The following is a 20,155-nucleotide window of genomic DNA, read 5'->3' as shown; positions in this document are numbered from 1 at the left end:
GCCTTACTCCCATTCAATAGTAGCCGGTGGTTTGCTGCTTATATCATACACTACCCGGTTGATCCCCTTTACGTTGTTGATGATCTCATTGGAGATATAAGCTAAAAAATCATACGGTAAATGCGACCAATCTGCCGTCATTCCATCTACGCTGGTAACGGCCCTTAATGCCAGGGTAAACTCATAAGTCCTTTCGTCACCCATCACTCCCACACTCTTTACCGGAAGCAAGATTGCCCCGGCCTGCCAAACAGTTGCATAAAGATTTCGATCCTTTAACCCTTTAACATATAGATGATCGGCCTCTTGTAATAGTTTTACTTTTTCCTCCGTGATTTCACCCAGGATGCGTATGGCCAATCCAGGGCCGGGAAAAGGATGCCTGTCGATCATCTCCGCAGGTATTCCCAACTCACGGCCTACTTTTCTCACCTCGTCTTTAAACAAAGAACGCAATGGCTCAACCAACTCCAGGTGGAGGTGCTCCGGTAATCCGCCTACATTGTGATGCGACTTGATGGTCACAGAAGGTCCATGCACGGAAACACTTTCTATCACATCCGGATAGATGGTTCCCTGTCCCAACAACCCGATACCTTCAATTTTTTTGGCTTCTTCCTGGAAGATGTCAATGAACAAACTCCCGATTACTTTTCTTTTTTGTTCCGGATCTTCTTTGCCCGCCAGGCCGTCATAGAATCTTTGCTTTGCGTCAATGCCTTTTACATTCAACCCCAGTTTGGCGTAAGTATCTAATACATTCTGAAACTCATTCTTTCTTAATACTCCATTGTCAACAAATATGCCGAATAGCCGATCTCCAATCGCTTTATGAATAAGGGTTGCTGCAACGGTTGAGTCCACTCCCCCGCTTAATGCCATTACTACTTTCCGGTCACCAATCTGTTTTTGTAATGCCTCAACAGTATCGGTAATAAAATGAGCAGGCGTCCAGTCCTGGCTGCAACCACAGATATTGACCAGGAAGTTTTTTAGGATTTTTTTCCCTTCCGTAGAGTGATATACTTCCGGATGAAACTGTACTCCGTATAAAGGGTTGAAGTCAGCGCCATTTTTTTTGAAGGCCGCTACCGGTATACTTTCGGTATCAGCCAATAGTTCGAATCCAACAGGCAATTCCTTAATGGTGTCACTGTGGCTCATCCAGGCCTGGCTGTGTGCCGATACATCCTGCAATAAGATATCCTGCCTTTTCAATTGCAGCTGGGCCCGGCCATACTCTCTTTTATCGCTTTTTTCTACCCTTCCACCATACCGTTTGGCAGTCAGCTGTGCCCCATAGCAAATGCCTAAAACGGGTACTTTTTCAATAAATCCCTGCACATCCACATCAGGAGCATCCTTTTCGTTTACTGAAAAAGGAGAGCCGGAAAGAATAATTCCTTTTAAAGCCGGTTCAAATTCAATTTTTTTATGATAAGGGATTATTTCGCAGTACACACTGGCTTCTCTTACAGCACGGGCAATTAACTGAGTGTATTGAGAACCAAAGTCAAGGATCAGTATCTTTTCTGTCATGGGGGCGAAGGTAAAAAAAGGTTTTGATTAAGACTTTACCATATTAAAACCGCCCTGACCCAAACGTTTGTAACCTATCCCGGCTTTACTATTTTGAAACTGCGATGAATGGTTTGTTGTTTATTCTTTCGTGCAAGCCGGTCGTTTTTTTTGAGGCCAATGCTGCTGCTGACTCCGCTCAAGGTAATCTTAACAAGGTAGTTAACAGCCGACCGGTTGCGAAGTCGTTTGAAAAAAACTGTTCCTAATTTCTCCGTGTTTTTATTCTTTACCATGCTATTGGCAAAAAAAGTAATGACCCCGCGGAAAACAGACTTCTTTTCATCCTTTGCTATTATTCTGACTTTTAAATCGTGGTAGGCCATTTTTATTTTCCCATAAGCCATTTCCTCACGACCAACCACATACATATACATGCTATCAAGATAACCTGACTTTAATTCCGCCAGGGCCAGCGGCTTTAAAACGGGATTTAAAACAGTCAGGTCTGTAGAATCCATTTTTACAGTCATCACAAAGCCACCCAGCGGGTCGGTATAAGATTCTTTTACATTCAAGTGAGTGTGCAGTTTGTTCTCAATATAGCCGGTTGCTTTTAGCTGCAGGCTGTCACGGTTCCCTAAATTATAGTTCCGGATTTGCGTAACTGTACCATTTAAATCACCCACGGTTATTTTTCCTGGAACACCTGTTTTTTCATTCACTTCTTCATATTCTACATGGGCATTTTTCAGGTTCAATGTATCAACCAACAACCGCACGGGGATTTTTTTAATAAGATTGGCCGGCAAGAGGCGAATGACACCTGGCTCTTGCGGCTTTCGTTTATCACGATAACTACTAAATGAAGCTTCGTTAATAGTTACAACACCCATCTCGAAAACACTGTCCTTTCCATACCTGTCAATATCAAATGGGCCGATAGCGATTGCACCTGTTTTCGCCACGATATAGTCAGCCTGGTAAGCTGCGTTTTGAATAAACTCATCCCTGCTTGCCATTGGATGATAGGTAAAAGAGTCCATGGTAAAATACCTGGTGCTTTTGTCATAAGTTGTATTATACCAATCAAAGCGGCTTTTGCTGTTTTGATAACTTCCTGTTATTTCCTGCAATCGGGATGAAATATTACTCTTCAGCATTTCATGAAGACTGAACAGGTTAGCAGAATTTATTGAGAGGTTCTTCAGTTTACCTTTTTCAATAAAAAGTCTTCCTGCATTTTTGCCGAGGCTATCTGCTGTAATATTGCTGGCGCCGAGGCTTCTGATGAATCCACTCCAATCCCAGGCGCCCACATCATTTTGTTGTAACCTTATTTTTTCTATGTCCGCTTCCAGTCGACCTTTTCCCGCATCTATTGTCCGGCCCTTTGGAGTTGAATAGGAAAACTTATGAAGCGACAGTTTCAGGGCAGCAGCGGAAATTTCAGGCGACGATTGATGATTGATAAAGAGATTGGTCAATTCAAAAACCTTCCCGTCGCCATTCCATTTTAAGCTTGACATTCCATTTTCCGTTCTTTTGCTAAAGTCAAGGACCGGCCCTTCAAGGACAAGACTGCCAATTTTTGTCTCCGGCCATTTCTTAATCTCTTTCGTTTGGCTCGCCAGTTGTTTGACAACATAACTGGTGATAAGCGGATTTACAATATGCACATCGCCTGCATATAGTTTGCCATCGATAATCGTGTTGATATCCGGCGTTGTCCGAATAGATGGAATTATCACTCTTAACGAATCTGTATCTGTTTTTTTCAGGTATAAAATATCTTCAAGCACCGATGCCCGTTTATCTGCAAGATTAAATTGCCCAACCTGCAGTTTTTCGTTTCCGTGCGAAATGCTCAACTTATTGCCAGTGGCCGCCAACCCCGCAAGCAATAGTTTGTTACCGTCGCCCGTTGACAGATCATCTACCTGAATATTTTTAAGATATACCGAAAGTTTCCTGGAGCTATCTTCGATTGACACCTGTGTATTCGCACCCTTAATGCCGCTCAACTTAAATACAGTTGAATTAGCCTTGTTTTGCTTCGGAGATGTGAAGAGCCTTATATCAGCCTGTTTCCAATCAATACCGCCGATCCTGGTGTGCTGAAGATCGTCGTTGATGATCATGGAATGAATGGAAGCGTCTTTAACCAATACATCCAATTCATTTTTATTTTTGATACGAATGGTACCGGCTTGCAAATGGTTCGCAGGGCTTCCTGTAAAGTTTACATCAGCCAGGTCCGCAACCAGTTGCCCCATTTTAAAAACCCCTTTTTTAAAATAAAGTGCCGTAACAGAATTTTGAATGTTGCTGATCTTACGTGAATCTACGAGGCGCCGGCCCAATACATTGATGTTAGCATTCTCAAGTTTTAGCTGGATATTATTCTTAAAAAAAAGATTTACCTGGCCATCATTGATCGTAAGGTTTTCCAACTGCATAAAGTTTCCAATATCAGCCAGCGTTTGAAATATATCTTTTGATTTATACTTTTTTTGCGCAACGGTGTAATTGATAACCGGCCTGTAGAGATTCACTTTATTGGCGGCAAGCCGTTTGTTAAAAACCAGGTCATCCCAGGACAGACCCTGCAATTCAAACTGGGGCATGCTCAGTGTATTTACCGGTCTTCCATTCTCCAGATCCTGGAATTTAAAATTACTCAGGCTGATCCTGTTGTCATTGATATGGATACTATCAAACTGCATTGCATAACTGCTGTCACGCAAAAAATTTTCATAGTTGCGGATAGCCATTACAAATTTTTCAACCGTCAAAGGTTTGGGGCCATACTTTCTTATCTGTAATCCCTGCAGCTCAAAATTATTTTTCTCAGAAGTAAAAGAACTTAATTGTCCATCCCTCGTTGTGTTAATATCAAAAGACCCATTTTCCACCACCACGAAAGCCAAGTGCATATTACCAGTTAATTGTCTTATCAATTCATCGAGACGGGGAATTGATTTGCCTGCATCAGACCGGCGGGTAATATCTACATCCAGTTTAAATCTTGGGTTAATACAATAAACAGAATCAGCTTTGATGATCTCATCATGATAAAGTGTTGAAAAATCAATATTGGTCATTTGCAGCTTATCAAAAAAGATGCTGAACGAATTATTTGTACTGTCGCCTTTCGTAGCCATGACGGTACAGCTATCAAACTCCGCCAGCCGGTTCATGATATTGATGCGGAAATTTTTAAAACTCAACCGGTGCCTTCCATCAGGAAACACAATATTCTGATTGGATGTATGAAGGGCAACATTATCGCTGAACAATATCTTTTCTTTATTCTCTTTTTCCGTTGTATCAACCTGCAGGTTTTCCAAATGAAAATTTATATCCGTAATGACGACTGGCGGCTCTTTGGGCCTGATCTTGTTGACCAGTGAAAACCTGCCTTTGTCTATCTGGAAACGATCTACTTGCAGCACCCGCAAGGCATCCTGTATGGAATTGTAAATCCGTCCCATTTCCTGCGGAATGGACATGCTGGTATCCGACTCATCGGTTGAATCCTTCAGGGATCTTAACCTGGTCACTACTATATCGGGATTGATGAGTTGAATCGAATCAATCAGTATTCTTTTTTCTAAAATAAGCGGCAGTATTTCCTGGACCTTTACTTTAATTCTTGCTACGTTGAACTGGTAGGAAGTAGCAGCACCAGTATCAGCAGAGTAAAAATTTGCTTTCCGCAAATCCATCCTGTAGGTAAACCAATCAAATTTGAACCGGTCAATTTTTAATTTCAGTTTTCCATTCGACTGTGCACTCACCATATCTTCCAGCAATTGCCCGGCATGATTGATAAACCAAATATGAAATGCCGTCATCAATACCAGGATACCACCCAGTATGAAAGCGGTAATCTTCAGCGTTCGTATTGACAGGCGTTTTAACGTCAAGGTGCGGAAGGATTAAGACCTGAATTTACTAAAAATAGGCGGGGTAAAAAACACAAAATCAAATAAATACATTGATTATGAATCTTATTTGACGCATGAATGGGAGAATTGTTACCAGCTGGTCAGGCGTTGCCAAACTTAGCGGTAAGATAATCATCCAAAAGATCAGCGTAGTTGCTGATATCACTAATGAGACTAATGAATTCGTGGTAGTCCATTCCATCGATATCCCGTTCAGCAATGACACACAGCAACCCCTTGTCGGGAATGCTGCTGAGTTTAATGCCCATGTGTTTTGTGTTCAATTCAAGCGCTTCCTGGAAAAGATTATGCCTGGCAACAGGGTTATTGGGTATTGAAAAAACAGGAGCGAAACAGCGAATGAATGTGCGGCTGCCGCCATCTTCTTCTTCTTTACTGGTCAGGAACACTTCAATAGTGGATGAACCTCTTGAAAAATACCAGGCACAGGTTTTCGAATTGTAGATCTGGTGCGATGTAGTCCCTATGTCTTTGCAAAGACGTTCAATATAAGCTTTTACAAATTCAATGGTTGACATTTCATGGCGAGTTGTGAGTAGTAAACGGCGAATAAGTCCTGTTCATTGTTTTTCCCTTTTTAAATGCATTGGGCTGAGGCGTGACAAATCTCTTTTTCACTCATCCTTGGCGAAGTCGAAGGGTTTACTTCTCACTATTCACTCTAACTCACCGACGATCCATTATTGACCGTTTCATCAGGATTCACAAATTTCAATTGCCCTTCGGCATTTTCCGCCATCAGGATCATCCCATTGCTTTCAATACCTCTCATTTTACGTGGCGCCAAATTAGTGACCACCACTACTTGTTTACCCACAATTGTATCCGGTTGAAAATGCAATGCTATACCTGAAACGATCGTTCTTTTTTCGAAACCAAGATCCACTTCCAGTTTTAAAAGTTTATCTGCCTTCGGTACTTTTTCTGCCGCAGTTATAGTTCCTACTTTTAAATCAAGTTTGACAAAATCATCGTATTCGATTTGAGGCTTGAAGTTTGAGCCTTGAGCTTTTTCACTTTTCACTTCTGACTTCTGACTTCCACCTTCTGACTTCTGACCCGCTACATCAGATTTCACCAATCCCGCTTTCAATTTCTCTACCTGTGCACTAATCTCCGCATCTTCAATTTTTCTAAACAATAATTCCGGTTCCCGCAAAGTATAGCCTACACTTAATAATTTAAGGCTTCCTGCATTCTCCCATTCCAGCATTTTATCTACCACTTTCATCATGTGCAGCATTTTCAATGCGGTGGTTGGCAAAAATGGATTGATCAAAACAGCCAGGTTAGCGGTCAATTGCAGGCAGAGGTGCAAACTATTGTCAATGCTTTTTTGCGCCGCCGCCGCTGCTCCCTCTCCTTTGGAGATGGTTGGGGTGAGGTCTTTGGCCACTATCCAAGGCTCTTTGTCCTGCATGTATTTATTACCACTTCTTGCCAGGTCTATTACTTCAAACAAGGCATCACGGAAACGGAAATTTTCCAATGCCGATTGCACTTTGGTTTTGGCCGCTTTTATTTCGGCAATAATTGCCTTATCAGTTTCATCCAAAATGTCTTCGTGCAATTTTGGCACTTTACCACCACACAGTTTATGCATCAACACAAATGTGCGGTTCACAAAATTGCCAAAGATCGATACGAGTTCGCTGTTATTTCTGTCCTGGAAGTCTTTCCAGGTAAAATCATTGTCTTTTGTTTCGGGTGCATTGGCACAAAGCACATACCGCAACACATCTTCACAACCGGGAAAGTCTTTGATGTATTCGTTCACCCATACGGCCCAGTTACGGGAAGTAGATACTTTGTCGCCTTCTATATTTAAAAATTCATTGGCTGGTACATTGTCGGGCAATACAAAACCACCATGTGCTTTCAGCATTGCGGGGAAGATGATGCAATGGAAAACGATATTATCCTTACCGATAAAGTGCACCAGTTTGGTATCTTCTTTACACCAGTAATCTGCCCAATGGCCGGTTAATTCTTTGGTAGCGCTGATATACCCTATCGGTGCATCAAACCAAACATACAGCACTTTACCATCCGCACCCGGAACAGGCACTTTTACTCCCCAGTTGCTATCTCTCGTCATTGCCCGGCTTTGCAGCCCGTTGTCGAGCCAGCTCCGGCATTGGCCGTATACATTGTTTTTCCATTCCTGATGATCTTCGAGTACCCATTTTTTTAAAAACGGCTCATAGTTCTGCAAAGGGAAATACCAATGGGTAGTTTTCTTTTTTACCGGGATGGCGTCACTTAATGTACTGCGTGGATTGATCAATTGCTCCGGTGATAATGAGCTTCCGCATTTCTCACACTGGTCGCCATAAGCACCCGGGTTGCCGCATACCGGACAGGTACCTGTGATATAACGATCAGCCAAAAATGTCTTAGCTTTTTCATCATAAAATTGCTCGGTTTCTTTTTCTTCAAAAAGACCATCGTCATACATTTTTTTAAAAAATGCGGCAGCCGTTTCATGATGCACCTTATTCGATGTTCTTGAATAAATATCGAAAGAGATGCCCATTTTCGCAAAGCTATCTTTGATGATCGCATGGTATTTATCCACCACTTGCTGGGGTGTGATGGCTTCCTTCATCGCCCGGATGGTAATTGGCACGCCGTGTTCATCACTACCACAAACAAATTTTACATCCTTTTTTTGAGCCCGCAGAAAGCGAACATAGATATCAGATGGTATATAACAACCAGCCAAATGACCAATATGAACGGGGCCATTGGCATAGGGAAGAGCTGCTGTAACTAAATATCGTTTGAAATCTGTCATATCCTTTTTTAAAGCTTGAGCCTGCAAAAATACCTTAATCAGGGTCATTGCCCAAATGATGAGTGAACCTGGTATATCCCTGTTTTATTTTCTCAAAACCGAATAGCCATTAGATTCTGCTCCTGTCATTGCAATCGCAGCAAGTTTTACATATTTCTGATAACTTTAAAAAATGAAGCGATCAGATTTTTTGCATTCGGCCACAAGTTGCATTGCCGGCACCACCCTGGCTCCTTTTATGGAACAGTTGATCAAAGCCGGTACAGCTCATACAAGGGATGAAGAGGCATTGTCCTCAATTCCACCTTATTTAAAAAAAGGTAGTGTTATAGGTATTACTTCTCCCGCTGGCTATATCACCCTGGAAGAAATACAACCTGCCATGCAATTGATGGAAAGTTGGGGATACACCATAAAAATCGGCGACACAATCGGCAGGAGAGATTTCACTTTTGGGGGCACTGATGCGGAAAGAGCCTATGACCTGCAACAAATGCTCGATGATAAAAAAATAAAAGCCATCATGTGCGCAAGAGGCGGCTATGGCTTTATTCGCATTATCGATAAATTGAAATGGGAAAAATTTAAAGAGCATCCTAAATGGATCATCGGCTTTAGCGATGTGACGGTTATTCACTCCCATCTCAATAGAAATTTGGGTATTGCCAGCATTCATTCAAAGATGTGTAACAGTTTTCCCAACAACTGGGAAAAAGCGGAGCCTGTGCAGGCCGAAACTATTCTTTCCATACAAAAAGCACTAAGCGGCGAAAAGATGAAATATAGTTTTAGCGTTAATTCGTTTAATAAACAAGGTACTACTGTTGGAAAACTGGTAGGCGGAAATTTAGAAACCATTGAAAGCCTGGCCGGTTCAAAGTCAGATATTGATACGACAGGAAAAATCTTATTTGTAGAAGATACCGGGGAATATATGTACAGCATCGACCGGATGTTCTGGAACCTGAAGCGAAGCGGCAAATTATCATCCCTGAAAGGATTAATTATTGGCGGCTTTAAAGTAAAAGTGGATGAAGACAGTGACGAGTTTGGAAAAACGTTGGAAGAAGTTGTGCTGGAGAAAGTAAAAAATTATAACTATCCCGTTTGCTTCGATTTTCCGGTCGGTCATCAAAAAAATAATTTCGCCTTAAAGTGTGGGGTAAAACATAAATTAGTCGTCGAACCCACTCAATGCACACTAACTGAAACTATATGATGAACCGGAGAAATTTTTTGAAAGCCAGTTCTGCAACGGGTATTGCTGTTACATCACTTGGACTGGCATCCTGCCAACCAACCAGCACAAAAGAAAATAAAGCGACAGACCATAACGACGCCGGTCAATTTTCTGACGATTTTGAATTAAATGAAATAACGATCGATGCGTTGCAGCAGAAGATGCAATCGGGAACTTATACGGCAAGATCCATCGCTGAATTGTATTTAAAACGCATTGAATCCATTGATAAAAAAAATCAACAATTAAATTCCGTCATCGAAATAAATCCCGATGCGTTAACGATTGCAGACGCCATGGATAAAGAAAGAAAGGCAGGCAAAGTTCGCGGACCATTGCATGGCATTCCTGTACTGATCAAAGACAATATCGATACCGGCGACAAGATGATGACGACTGCAGGTTCGCTGGCATTGAATGGACATAAAGCTTCAAAAGATGCTTTTATTATTCAGCAATTAAGAAATTCCGGTGCTGTTCTTTTAGGAAAAACAAACCTGAGTGAGTGGGCCAATTTCCGTTCAAACCGATCCACCAGCGGGTGGAGCAGTCGCGGTGGTCAAACCAAAAATGCCTGTGTACTCGACCGAAATCCCTGCGGTTCCAGCTCAGGTTCCGGTACTGCCGTTGCCGCTAATCTTTGTGCTGTTGCCATTGGCACCGAAACAGATGGGTCGATCATCGCCCCTTCTTCTTTCAATGGAATAGTTGGCATCAAACCAACCGTTGGCTTGTGGAGCCGATCGGGCATTATTCCAATTTCAAAAACACAGGATACAGCTGGCCCCATGACAAGAACGGTAAAAGATGCGGCCATCTTATTAGGGGCACTTACCGGCATAGATGAAGCAGATGCTATAACGCTGGAAAGTAAAGACAGGATAAAAAAAGACTACACCACTTTTCTCGACAGTAATGGCCTGCAGGGGAAAAAAATAGGCGTTGAAAAATCTTTTTTAGAGGGACATGAAGGCGTTGTATCCCTTTTTAAACAAGCCATTGAGTTGCTTAAGACGAAAGGAGCAACCATCGTGGAAGTGGAACTGATCAAATCTTGCAATAAATTAGGCAATGATGAATTTTTGGTATTGCAATATGAGTTCAAGGATGGTCTTAATAATTATTTGAAGGGCGCCAATGCTGCTGTAAAAACATTGGCAGATGTTATTGCCTTCAACAAAAAGAATGAGCCAAAGGCAATGCCTTATTTCAAACAGGAAACACTGGAGCTTTGTGAAACAAGAGCTGGGTTAGAAACAAAAGAGTACATCGCTGCATTAAAATCATCAATGAGTGCCCGCAAAATAATCAATGACATGATGGTTGAACATAAGCTGGATGTCATCGCCGGGACCAGCATTGGTCCTGCTAACTGTACCGACCTGGTGAATGGCGACTATGCAACGGGATTTTATTTTTGCCCGCCTGCTGCCATGGCCGGTTATCCGCATATAACCGTACCGATGGGAACTGTTCATGAGCTACCGGTTGGCCTCTCCTTTATCGCTGGTGCTTACCAGGAGGGTGAGCTGTTGCAAATTGCCTACGCTTATGAACAAGCATCCCAAAAAAGAATGGCCCCTAAATTTTTAAAAACGATCAACAGCTAAAATCTACCTGACAGTCATGATCAAAACACCCCCCTATTTAAAGAAAGGAGACACGATTGGCCTGGTATGCCCTGCAGGCTATATGACATTGGAGAGGTGCGCCGAATGCATCCGGGTACTGCAGGATGAATGGGGATATAAAGTAAAAGTGGGTAAAACCATTGGCAGTGACTCCGCCACTTATTTTTCCGGAACAGATGAAGAACGTTTGAATGATTTTCAGCAAATGCTGGATGATGATGAAGTGAATGCGATACTTTGTGCAAGGGGTGGTTACGGCATGGGGCGTATCATTGATCAACTCAACTTTAAAAAATTTAAAAAACAACCCAAATGGATCATTGGCTTTAGTGATATCACTGTTTTGCATGCACATCTTTATTCCAACTACTATATCTCTTCCCTTCATGCACCAATGGCCGGGGCATTTAATGATGCAGGATATATCAATCGCTATGTACAATCATTAAAGAGTGCTTTGGAAGGAAAATGGGCGAAATATGCCGTTGACGGGCATGAGCTCAACCGCAGTGGAGAAGGCATCGGCGAATTGATAGGCGGCAACCTTGCCTTGTTGGCCAATGTAGTTGGGACTGACTCGGATTTCAAAACCCGCGGAAGAATTTTGTTTCTTGAAGATATCGGCGAATATCTCTACAATATTGACCGGATGCTTTACCAGCTAAAACGAAGTGGTAAGTTATCCAAACTGGCGGGCTTGATCGTCGGAGGCTTTAGTGATATGAAAGATACTGAACGGCCATTTGGCAAACCCGTGTATGAAATTATTTACGATGCAATAAAAGAATATAAATACCCCGTTTGCTTTGGTTTCCCGGTGAGCCATGTCAAAGAAAATTATGCGTTGAAAATTGGCGCAGGGTATAAGTTGAAAGTGGGTAAGAACAAGGTGCTGCTGGAGGAATAGCTTTACAATAACTTAATATTTGACACCCGTTACCCTGAGTAACTTTGAAAAAGTTTTTTGAATGTTATCGAACCAAAACAAAGACCTGTGGCTACGTATTAAAGATTTCTCTATTGACGATCCGCTGGCAAGTGTAAAATATTCTGACAAACTTGCTTTCTACAGTGGCTGGTCAAAAGATTACACGAAAAGAGTTATTGAAGAATACAAGAAATTTATCTTTCTCTGTTGCGTACTACCCGGAGGAGCTTCACCCTCAAAACCTATTGACGAAGCCTGGCATCTCCACCTTACTTACACCCATAACTATTGGAAAGAATTCTGTATTACGGTCCTGGGAAAGGAAATACACCATTTCCCATCAAGGGGTGGGCCGGAGGAAAAAGAAAAGCATTCATATTGGTATGAATGCACGTTAAAAGCTTATTTTAACTATTTTGAAAAAGAGCCTCCCGATGATATTTGGATTCATGATACTCCTGAGTCCATGCAGCCAAAAAACGAACCGCTCAGTAAAACGCTGAAAGACTATAAACAGTTTTACAGGAAGTACCTGTACATTTTGCTGCTCCCCTTTCTTATCCCGCTGATCTTCGGAAAAATACATGCCTTTCAAATTACAGGTCCCCAGTTTCTTGTCTTTTACTCCACTTTAGCTATCTCTTCCATTATATTTTTATTGTTAACCGGCAGAAAAAAGAAAGAGGAATTACGGCAATTAATCGCAGAAAAATATAAAGGAGATGCCGACATCTATCAACTTGCTCGTTTTGTTTTCGGTAAGGAAAGTTCGCTGAGAGCAGCCATAGTAGACCTGGTGGAAAAAAGAGTTCTCGAGCCTGTTAGAAAAAACAAGTTCATATATCATTCGGCCAACTATCGATATTCTTCTCTTGAAAAAAATCCCTTGGCCATTTCTCTTTTAAAGAATATTAAAGATGGTGAAGCTATCCACTTCACTTCCTTATCGAATTATTATAATGAAGAGAATACTTATCATGCTGATCTCTCCTCTCTATACAAATCAATCTCGGCAAAAGATTATATTCCCGTAGCTATTTTTATATCGATTGGTCTTATTGGAGTTGCGCGGATATTGCAAGGAAATTATAATGATAAACCTGTTTCATTTCTTGTAGCCATCTGTGTTATTTATACAATAGCAAGCCTGGTAATTATAACCAACTACTCCGGAACAAGTCTTTTGAAGGGTGAATTCCAGAAAAAATATCAGAACTCAGAACTTCCCGAGTTTGCTTCGTCAGCTATCGCTTGTACTTTTGTTTTCTTTGGACTCTCTTACCTGCCCTACATGAACGGGGATTCACATCTGCGAAATACTTTTTCAAATTACAACGGGGGTTCGGATGGTTCATCTGGCTGGAATAGTTCAGGCTGCGGAAGTGACGGAGGCAGTTGCGGTGGTGGTGGGTGCGGCGGATGTGGCGGAGGTGATTAATCAAAAAAACCGCCTCGTTAAAAAACGAGACGGTTTTCCCGGCTTTACTTAAGCACTGATAAGTTTAAGCTGCGGCAACTGCTTAAGGCTTACGCCAAAAAAATCAAGCGAGGTCAAAGCGATCAAGGTTCATTACTTTGTTCCATGCTGCTACAAAATCCTTCACAAATTTTTCTTTAGCATCTGCACTTCCGTAAACTTCAGCAATTGCCCTAAGCTCTGAGTTAGAACCAAAGATCAGATCTGCACGGGTTGCTGTCCATTTTGGTTTGCCTGTTGTGCGATCAATGCCTTCAAACAATTCTTCCTGCCTGCCGGTAGGCAAGGTATGCTCATCAGCTGCTTTCCAGGTTGTGCCCATGTCGAGCAGATTTATAAAAAAATCGTTCGTTAGCGTTTCCGGACGTTTAGTGAAAACGCCGTGTTTAGATCCGTCAAAGTTGGTGTTCAATACACGCATACCGCCTACAAGAACTGTCAATTCAGGAGCAGTTAATGTCAGCAATTGTGCTTTATCAATCAGCAACTCTTCTGTCGACACGCTGTATTTAGTTTTTAGATAATTACGGAAACCGTCTGCAATAGGTTCTAACACCGCAAATGATTCCACGTCTGTTTGCTCTTGCGAAGCATCGGTACGACCCGGAACGAATGGAACCTTTACAGCATAGCCTGCATCTTTTGCAGCTTTTTCAACAGCTGCAGCACCTGCTAATACTATAAGATCCGCCAATGAAACTTTTTTATCTCCCGATTGAAAATCTTTTTGAATCGCTTCCAGCGTATCCAACACTTTGGCTAATTGAGTTGGATTGTTAACTGTCCAGAATTTTTGAGGAGCTAACCGAATTCTGGCGCCATTTGCACCACCACGTTTGTCAGAACCGCGAAAAGTTGACGCAGAAGCCCATGCTGTAGATACCAACTGTGATACCGGCAATCCTGAAGCTAATATTTTAGCTTTTAATACTTCAATATCTTTTTCATCAATCAATTTATGATCAACTGCCGGAACCGGGTCTTGCCAGATCAATTTTTCTTCGGGGACTTCAGGCCCTAAGTAACGGGCACGGGGTCCCATATCGCGGTGCGTCAACTTAAACCATGCACGGGCAAAAGCATCTGCAAACGCATCAGGATTTTCAAGGAAGCGTCTTGAAATTTTTTCATAAACCGGATCAAACCTTAGTGAAAGATCCGTTGTAAGCATTCTTGGTGCGTGGCTTTTTGTTTTATCATAAGCATCCGGGATCGTACCTGCACCTGCTCCATTTTTTGCTACCCATTGATGGGCGCCTGCGGGGCTTTTTGTCAACTCCCATTCGAAGGCAAACAGGTTTTCAAAAAAATTATTGCTCCATTTCGTGGGGGTCTTAGTCCATATCACTTCCAAACCACTGGTGATCGTGTCAGCACCTTTACCAGAGCCAAAACTATTTTTCCATCCGAAGCCTTGTTCTTCAATACCGGCCGCTTCGGCTTCAACTCCAACATACTTTCCGGCTTCGGCTGCGCCATGTGTTTTTCCGAAGGAATGGCCGCCGGCTATCAATGCAACAGTTTCTTCATCATTCATGGCCATACGTTTAAAGGTCTCACGAATGTCACGGGCAGCTGCTATCGGGTCAGGATTGCCATCGGGGCCTTCAGGGTTTACATAGATCAATCCCATCTGTACTGCAGCAAGTGGGTTTTCCAAATTACGGGAATGGATATCACCATCTGCATTATCGTCGGTAACAACCACGGCACCTTTTTTCTCTACGCCTTCGGAACCATGCGCATAGCGTATATCACCGCCGAGCCATTTGGTTTCTGCTCCCCAATACACATCTTCCTGGGGTTCCCAAACATCCGGGCGACCACCGCCAAAACCAAAAGTTTTAAAGCCCATAGATTCCAACGCAACATTACCAGCGAGGATCATAAGATCAGCCCAGGATATTTTGCGACCATATTTTTGTTTAATCGGCCAAAGCAACCTGCGGGCCTTATCGAGGCTCACGTTGTCGGGCCAGCTATTGAGTGGAGCAAAGCGTTGTTGTCCGGCTCCTGCACCACCGCGGCCATCACCTGTGCGATATGTACCTGCGCTATGCCATGCCATACGAATGAACAAACCCCCATAGTGTCCGAAATCTGCCGGCCACCAATCCTGTGAATCGGTCATTAGTTGATGAAGGTCTTTTTTTAACGCTTCATAGTCGAGGCTTTTAAATTCTTTTGCATAATCAAAATCTTCGCCCATCGGGTTAGATAGGGAAGACTGCTGACGCAGGATGTTTAACTTTAGTTGATTTGGCCACCAGTCGCGGTTTCTTGTTCCGCCACCGCCAACTGATTTTTTTAAAGCCGCCCCATTGTGAAACGGGCATTTGCTGATGTCGTTATTGTTATTTTCACTCATAACTAAAGAATTTCAACGGTTTGTAAATGTCTGGCGAATGTATGATTATTTACCTATCAATGAAATCGATTAATTTTATAATCCAATAGATAAAATCTATATCATGACATTGGTACAACTGGAATATGTAGTAGCCCTCGATCGTTTCCGTCATTTTGCATTGGCGGCTGACAATTGTTATGTGACTCAGCCTACTTTAAGCATGCAAATTCACAAGCTGGAGCAGGAACTTGGCATGAAGATATTTGACCGTAGCAAACAGCCGGTGATGCCGACTGAAGCCGGGTTGGCCATTATTGAACATGCAAAAAAAATATTGTCGGAAAGGGATGCGATGAATGAAATGCTGAATACCCGCAAAGGCATTTTGAGCGGCGAGCTGAAAATCGGTATCATTCCCACACTAGCCCCTTATCTTTTGCCCTTATTTGCCCAGCAGTTCACCAAAAAATTTCCGCATGTAAAATTGATCGTCAATGAAATGATGACCGATTTGATAGTAAACCGCCTGCGTGAAGGAACAATTGATGCCGGCATACTGGTGACACCGCTGCAGGAATATGGCGTGAAAGAACATATACTTTTTTATGAAGAACTATTGGTGTATATCTCCAGGAAAAACAAGGATTTCAAAAAACATTATGTACTGGCGCAGGATATTGATCCACATAAACTGTGGCTGCTGGAAGAGGGACATTGTTTCCGCTCACAGATCATGAATCTATGCGAGCTGCAAAAGGCCAGTAAGGAAGGTCAGTCTTTTGAATACGAAGCGGGCAGTATTGAAACACTCCGGCGCATGGTGGAATTGAGCGACGGCATCACCATCCTGCCTGAGCTGGCAAGCATGGAACTTAGCAGCAAACAGCAGGAACAATTGCGTCAATTCAAACGCCCCGCACCGATGCGTGAAGTGAGCCTGGTGGTTCACCGCGACTTTGTCAAAAAAAGATTGGTGGAAATTTTAAAAAGCGAGATCATCAATGCCGTTCCGGATAAAATCAAAAAAAATAAAGCTGTGCATGTGTTGCCAATATAAGCTCAATGTCTATTGCAACAACTTATCCAGTTCCCGTTGAAATACGGGAGAATTATTTAAATTATTGTGTTTGCCGCCTTCAATGGTCACCAGCTTTATCGCGGGGTTTTTATTGACCAGTTTTTCTGATTGAGCATATGGAATGACTTCATCATCGGTACCATGAAAAAGGATAACAGGCGATTCTACTTTTTTCAAATACTCATAGTTAGGAAAATGATACCGGAGCATCCAGCTTACCGGGTAGATAAACGCATAATGACTGGCCAGCGCATCGATACTATAATATGGCGTCTCGAGTATTAATTTTTTACAATCTTTTACCGAGGCCAATTGTGCAGCCACGCCGGTACCGATCGATTTTCCATAGATGATAATACTGTCTTTGGCAAAGCGGGCCCTTGCCATTTGATAAAGGATGGCTGCATCTTCATACATCACTTCTTCGGTTCGCCTGCCTGTTGTTTTGCCGAAACCAGGATAGTCGATCATCCATACTTCATAAGTATGCTTGGTGAAATTGCCGGCATAAGGTGCATAGCGGGCAATATTCTTCCTGTTGCCGTGAAAATAAAGTACCACTCTTTTACAAAGGGAATCCCTTGTTTTAAACTGGATGATGTTAAGCGACTTTTCCTTGTTTACCGGCAGGTTTATTTCTTTGAAGGGAACACCGAAATTATAGGGATAGTCACGGTGTAATTTTTCCGGATGAAATAAGATCCTTTCCTGTAAAAAGTATAAGCCGATTCCCGCTGCTATGTAAACAGCCAGAATGATCAGCAACCATCGTTTCAGCGTTCTGATTTTTTTTCTCTGTAAGGACACTTCTGTTACTGATAAAAATTACACTACATCCATATCATATACGACCACTTTTTCCCAGAGATGGCTGTATTTTTCTACAAAGGCTTTATGAATAGGATGAACCTGGTAGGCATTCTGCCCTTCTATGCTGTCAAAAAACATGAGCTCTGAAACATCATAGCTATTGTCCACCACTCCCCGCTGTTCTGTTGGCGAAGGCGTGCCGACCATAAGTTTTTTTACTTCTTTGATCCCTGCAAGAGTTTGGAGACCTTCTATTAATTGCCGGCGATCTGCGACTGACCCTTTATTTTTTAACCAGAAAAAAACATGGTGCACCAATTTTGTCGAATCCTTTTTTTCTCCAAACTCCTCCATTACCAACGGTGCAGCCGCCATACCGGAAGCGGTGGCAATAAACTGACGACGATTGTATTCCTTCATAGATTTTAAATAAAGGATGAAATTAGGAAAAGATATGGAACGATCATCCACAAAAAAGACCACCTGTTTTTTAGACAGGTGGTCTTGATGTATGGAGTCGCCTTAATTTAGTTTTATCACTTTCAGGATGGCTTTCTCCCGCTGTCCCGGTTGCCTTGCTTCCAGTATATACATACCTGCTGCGGCATTATCACCGAAACGCAATGACTGACCCGGAGCTCCTCTTTCCACCTGTATCACCTTACCCAATACATCCACCATCCTTACCTCTACTGTTGCATTGACCGGGCTGGTCACTTTCACAGTGAAATAGTTTTCGGTTGGATTGGGGAAGGCTTTGAGTTCGAAAGAGAGAGCCGCAGGTAATTCTGGTTTTACTTCAGCCGCTACATCTGTCTGTGCATTCCTTGCCTGCGTAACAGCATTTGTTGTGGTACTACTCGTATTCACAATCACAATCTGGCTGCCGTCATTATTTACTGCTGTAGTGGGGGCATCTGCATCGCTGGCGCCGGGCTGATTGTCGTAATAAACCTGGTTTGTATTCTTATTGTAAATCTTCATGCGAATCTTATCCACTCCGCCGCCGTTCAACTGGCCATCTATCACAGTCATCATAAAGTAAATACCACTCTGAACAATCAAACCTCCGTTGGTGATCAACTTTCCTGATCCTTTAAACTGTGCAAAGGCTCCATTCACTGCCAGGTAATCAAAGTTCAAAGCATTAAACTCCATATCACCAATCTTCAAGTCAAACTGAGTTTCTCCTTTAGGATTCGTAGCGTTTTTGTAATAATTGCTCTGGAATCCAAAGCTTACTTTCCCGGTCAATGTCGGGTTGGAAGGAACTGCTCCCGCAGGTGAATTAAAAGATCCGCCGCCGTAGGTATAACCGCCATTAGGATCATAAGCTACAACGATAGCTTCCAGGTCACCATTGGTATTTGCGTAACTGGTAATTCCTTTCTGATCTGTAATATTCATCTGTAATTTATATACGCCTGGCAATGTCAGTTTGTAACTGCCTTTTGCCGTGCCGCTCTTCAGCCCAACAGGTTCAGCAGTTACAGTACCGTTCGCACTTGAACCATCTATCAGCCACTTGGCTGTATGCTTATTACCCGGTATATCCCAGAATGTTCCTGTCATATTTATCGTTGTACCCACTTTAACTGCATATCCGCTGGATGGACCAGTAATATTATGTGCAACTATCACCGCAGCTGTGTTACTTGTAGTTGAATTACCTGCTGCGTCTGTACAAGTAACAGAAATAGTATATATTCTTCCGTCGCCGGTACCAGATCTTTCTGCACGAAGTCTTATATGATGATCATCCAAAATTTCCCAGTCAGGACCCGTATCTCCATCTCCTAATCCATTTTCCGGTTCATTGCTCGTAACAGTGATTGCACAGGTAGTTATACCTCCGCAATTATCGGTTGAAGTGTAATTAAGAGTTACATCCCGCATTTTATGGTTTGGCGGCCACAGGCATGTTGGTGTTACGGTTAAAGAGATCGGTGACGGTGCCGTCTTGTCACCTCCGGTATTGGAATAACTCTGGTTTGTCAACTCATTACCGCATGCATCTTTTACTTTGAAGGTATAAGTTACTGCCCATGTAGCATCAGTACCCGTTACGCTTGTATTGGTCAGGTGGGCGGTTACTGCGCCGCCGCAATTATCACTGTAACCCTGGATCGCATCTGTTGCACTGAACGGTGCTGCTGTTGCTGCATTGGCTTTGCATGCATTGGTGCCTGTTGTTCCTGCGTAAGGTGTTCCGCTCAGCGTTGGCGCTGTCTGATCACTTCCTGTATGAGAGTAAGTCTGACCGGTGAGCTCATTGCCACAGCCATCCACCACTTTAAATGTATAAGTGATCGTCCAGCTGCAATCGGTTCCCGTTACTACTTCTGTTCCGGTTTC

Annotated in this window: 13 protein-coding genes; 5 read left to right on the top strand and 8 right to left on the bottom strand. The window is 42.7% G+C overall.

The genetic code is table 11. The features are described 5' to 3' along the window. Positions 1-3: 3 nt before the first annotated feature. The 4 genes from guaA to metG form a co-directional block, all read right to left on the bottom strand. The gene (gene guaA, locus P2W73_RS06405; protein ID WP_276501176.1) at positions 4-1,539 is read right to left on the bottom strand and encodes a glutamine-hydrolyzing GMP synthase; all 1,536 of its coding nucleotides are present in this window, start codon (positions 1,537-1,539) and stop codon (positions 4-6) included. 74 nt (positions 1,540-1,613) lie between these two features. Next, positions 1,614-5,447, bottom strand: coding sequence for an AsmA family protein (locus tag P2W73_RS06400; protein WP_276501175.1), 3,834 nt, complete (start codon positions 5,445-5,447; stop codon positions 1,614-1,616). Between the two features lie 122 nt (positions 5,448-5,569). After that, positions 5,570-6,007 (bottom strand): YbjN domain-containing protein, encoded by a 438-nt coding sequence (locus P2W73_RS06395; protein ID WP_276501174.1) that lies wholly within the window; start codon positions 6,005-6,007, stop codon positions 5,570-5,572. A gap of 143 nt (positions 6,008-6,150) precedes the next feature. Then, the gene (gene metG, locus P2W73_RS06390) at positions 6,151-8,286 is read right to left on the bottom strand and encodes a methionine--tRNA ligase (RefSeq protein WP_276501173.1); all 2,136 of its coding nucleotides are present in this window, start codon (positions 8,284-8,286) and stop codon (positions 6,151-6,153) included. Between the two features lie 172 nt (positions 8,287-8,458). On the opposite strand from metG, the gene P2W73_RS06385 reads away from it, so the two are divergent. The 4 genes from P2W73_RS06385 to P2W73_RS06370 all read left to right on the top strand — a co-directional run bounded on the left by P2W73_RS06385 (position 8,459) and on the right by P2W73_RS06370 (position 13,523). Continuing rightward, on the top strand, positions 8,459-9,505 hold the full coding sequence (locus P2W73_RS06385; RefSeq protein ID WP_276501172.1) for a S66 peptidase family protein: 1,047 nt from the start codon (positions 8,459-8,461) through the stop codon (positions 9,503-9,505). After that, positions 9,502-11,136 (top strand): amidase, encoded by a 1,635-nt coding sequence (locus P2W73_RS06380; protein WP_276501171.1) that lies wholly within the window; start codon positions 9,502-9,504, stop codon positions 11,134-11,136. The genes P2W73_RS06385 and P2W73_RS06380 overlap by 4 nt, the downstream gene beginning before the upstream one ends. A gap of 16 nt (positions 11,137-11,152) precedes the next feature. After that, the gene (locus P2W73_RS06375) at positions 11,153-12,064 is read left to right on the top strand and encodes a S66 peptidase family protein (protein ID WP_276501170.1); all 912 of its coding nucleotides are present in this window, start codon (positions 11,153-11,155) and stop codon (positions 12,062-12,064) included. Between the two features lie 61 nt (positions 12,065-12,125). Beyond that, positions 12,126-13,523, top strand: coding sequence for a glycine-rich domain-containing protein (locus P2W73_RS06370; protein WP_276501169.1), 1,398 nt, complete (start codon positions 12,126-12,128; stop codon positions 13,521-13,523). Positions 13,524-13,626: 103 nt separating this feature from the next. Here P2W73_RS06370 and katG read toward each other — a convergent pair whose 3' ends face one another. Then, positions 13,627-15,930 carry a catalase/peroxidase HPI gene (katG, locus tag P2W73_RS06365; RefSeq protein ID WP_276501168.1) on the bottom strand — a complete coding sequence of 768 codons (2,304 nt, stop codon included), beginning with the start codon at positions 15,928-15,930 and terminating at the stop codon, positions 13,627-13,629. Positions 15,931-16,033: 103 nt separating this feature from the next. Between katG and P2W73_RS06360 the strand changes: the two genes are divergently transcribed. After that, positions 16,034-16,969 carry a hydrogen peroxide-inducible genes activator gene (locus P2W73_RS06360; protein WP_276501167.1) on the top strand — a complete coding sequence of 312 codons (936 nt, stop codon included), beginning with the start codon at positions 16,034-16,036 and terminating at the stop codon, positions 16,967-16,969. A gap of 9 nt (positions 16,970-16,978) precedes the next feature. Here P2W73_RS06360 and P2W73_RS06355 read toward each other — a convergent pair whose 3' ends face one another. The 3 genes from P2W73_RS06355 to P2W73_RS06345 form a co-directional block, all read right to left on the bottom strand. Continuing rightward, positions 16,979-17,797: an alpha/beta hydrolase gene (locus P2W73_RS06355; RefSeq protein WP_276501166.1), complete on the bottom strand. Its 819-nt coding sequence runs from the start codon at positions 17,795-17,797 to the stop codon at positions 16,979-16,981. Between the two features lie 18 nt (positions 17,798-17,815). After that, entirely contained in the window at positions 17,816-18,220 is a 405-nt protein-coding gene (locus tag P2W73_RS06350) for a Dabb family protein (protein WP_276501165.1), read from the bottom strand. Positions 18,221-18,322: 102 nt separating this feature from the next. Beyond that, positions 18,323-20,155, bottom strand: a 1,833-nt coding sequence (locus P2W73_RS06345) for a T9SS type A sorting domain-containing protein (protein ID WP_276501164.1), incomplete at its 5' end; no start/stop codon positions are given.

Origin of the sequence: Terrimonas pollutisoli, assembly GCF_029360765.1 — a bacterium.
Taxonomy (GTDB): domain Bacteria; phylum Bacteroidota; class Bacteroidia; order Chitinophagales; family Chitinophagaceae; genus Terrimonas_B; species Terrimonas_B pollutisoli.
This window is presented reverse-complemented; position numbering and strand designations above follow the sequence as displayed.

What these genes read in the sequence shown, in the direction of transcription:
- guaA (WP_276501176.1), bottom strand. Translation starts at nt 1,539, where the DNA reads ATGACAGAAAAGATACTGATCCTTGACTTTGGTTCTCAATACACTCAG.
- P2W73_RS06395 (WP_276501174.1), bottom strand. Translation starts at nt 6,007, where the DNA reads ATGTCAACCATTGAATTTGTAAAAGCTTATATTGAACGTCTTTGCAAA.
- metG (WP_276501173.1), bottom strand. Translation starts at nt 8,286, where the DNA reads ATGACAGATTTCAAACGATATTTAGTTACAGCAGCTCTTCCCTATGCC.
- P2W73_RS06385 (WP_276501172.1), top strand. Translation starts at nt 8,459, where the DNA reads ATGAAGCGATCAGATTTTTTGCATTCGGCCACAAGTTGCATTGCCGGC.
- P2W73_RS06380 (WP_276501171.1), top strand. Translation starts at nt 9,502, where the DNA reads ATGATGAACCGGAGAAATTTTTTGAAAGCCAGTTCTGCAACGGGTATT.
- P2W73_RS06375 (WP_276501170.1), top strand. Translation starts at nt 11,153, where the DNA reads ATGATCAAAACACCCCCCTATTTAAAGAAAGGAGACACGATTGGCCTG.
- P2W73_RS06370 (WP_276501169.1), top strand. Translation starts at nt 12,126, where the DNA reads ATGTTATCGAACCAAAACAAAGACCTGTGGCTACGTATTAAAGATTTC.
- katG (WP_276501168.1), bottom strand. Translation starts at nt 15,930, where the DNA reads ATGAGTGAAAATAACAATAACGACATCAGCAAATGCCCGTTTCACAAT.
- P2W73_RS06360 (WP_276501167.1), top strand. Translation starts at nt 16,034, where the DNA reads ATGACATTGGTACAACTGGAATATGTAGTAGCCCTCGATCGTTTCCGT.
- P2W73_RS06350 (WP_276501165.1), bottom strand. Translation starts at nt 18,220, where the DNA reads ATGAAGGAATACAATCGTCGTCAGTTTATTGCCACCGCTTCCGGTATG.